Annotated in this window: 2 protein-coding genes; both read left to right on the top strand. The window is 29.8% G+C overall.

The genetic code is table 11. The annotated features are described in order from the left end of the window. The first annotated feature begins 147 nt into the window (after nt 1-147). Entirely contained in the window at nt 148-621 is a 474-nt protein-coding gene (locus IDG60_RS14315; RefSeq protein ID WP_000036330.1) for a DUF1648 domain-containing protein, read from the top strand. Nucleotides 622-882: 261 nt separating this feature from the next. Continuing rightward, the coding region (locus tag IDG60_RS14320; RefSeq protein WP_206160831.1) for an L-lactate permease at nt 883-1,355 on the top strand (473 nt) is incomplete at its 3' end.

The following is a 1,355-nucleotide window of genomic DNA, read 5'->3' on the forward strand; positions in this document are numbered from 1 at the left end:
TAAATATAAGCTATGCACATTTAACAAGCGGATACTCCTGACGCAATTATAGTATCATTACATATTGTTTAATCGTTTGGGGTAATGTAATTAAAAGGTAAAATAGGCAGAGTGTTATACATAAAATGTAAAGAAAGAGGCGATAGAATGTCTAAAATCAGGTCTTTTACAATATTAAGTCTACTTATTTACTTAGCTATGATGTGCTATACAGTAGTGACCTATTCAAAATTACCAACCAAAGTACCTATTCACTATAATTTAGCAGGGGATGCTGATAACTTTGCTGATAAATGGGTACTGCTTTTGATAAATAGCGCATTTATAGTGATTTGGCTTATATTTTTCATTGCAGGTAGATACTATGAACGATTTGCCAAATGGTCACATTATAATCATACACCACGTGAAATTCGAGCGATTAAATTATTTTTAAGTACGTTAAATTTAGAGATTATGAGCTATATGTCTATCTTCACAGTATTAGAAATTTGGCAAATACAACACCATCATCAATTAAATTTACTATGGTTTAATATGATATTTATCATTATCATTGGTTTAACGCTTGTCATATTTTGTTTACTTCCTACAATTCACAAAATGAGAGATTCTCAATAAAAATATAAACTGTCATGATGCATTTTTGAAGCGGATTCCTGATATTATTATAAATAATATCTAGTATTTATAATTAAAATGATATATTATTTATTATAGTTAAATATTGTGTATATTTTGTGAACTTTTTGTAAAAATTCGATTGCCTGTCACATATAGGAGTGTTACATTTTAAATATGTGATCATCGCAAAATATAAGTTGAAATAGGTTGTAGATTAATCAGGATGATAAATATTTTATATAAAGAGAGGGAGTCATTATGACACTACTTACTGTAAATCCATTCGATAATGTTGGATTATCAGCCTTAGTTGCAGCAGTACCTATTATTTTATTTTTATTATGCTTAACCGTTTTTAAAATGAAAGGCATTTATGCAGCATTGACAACTTTGGTTGTTACATTGATTGTGGCTTTATTTGTATTTGAATTACCAGCGCGTGTATCAGCAGGTGCGATTACAGAAGGCGTTGTTGCCGGTATTTTCCCAATAGGATATATCGTTTTAATGGCAGTTTGGTTATATAAAGTTTCTATTAAAACAGGACAATTTTCTATTATTCAAGATAGTATTGCAAGTATTTCAGAGGACCAAAGAATCCAACTATTATTAATTGGATTTTGTTTCAACGCATTTTTAGAAGGTGCAGCAGGATTTGGTGTGCCAATTGCGATTTGTGCAGTATTATTAATTCAACTTGGATTTGAACCATTAAAAGCAGCGATGTTATG

Source organism: Staphylococcus sp. EG-SA-2 (assembly GCF_017152085.1).

Coding starts and splice junctions, on each gene's coding strand:
- IDG60_RS14315 (WP_000036330.1), top strand. CDS start 148: ATGTCTAAAATCAGGTCTTTTACAATATTAAGTCTACTTATTTACTTA.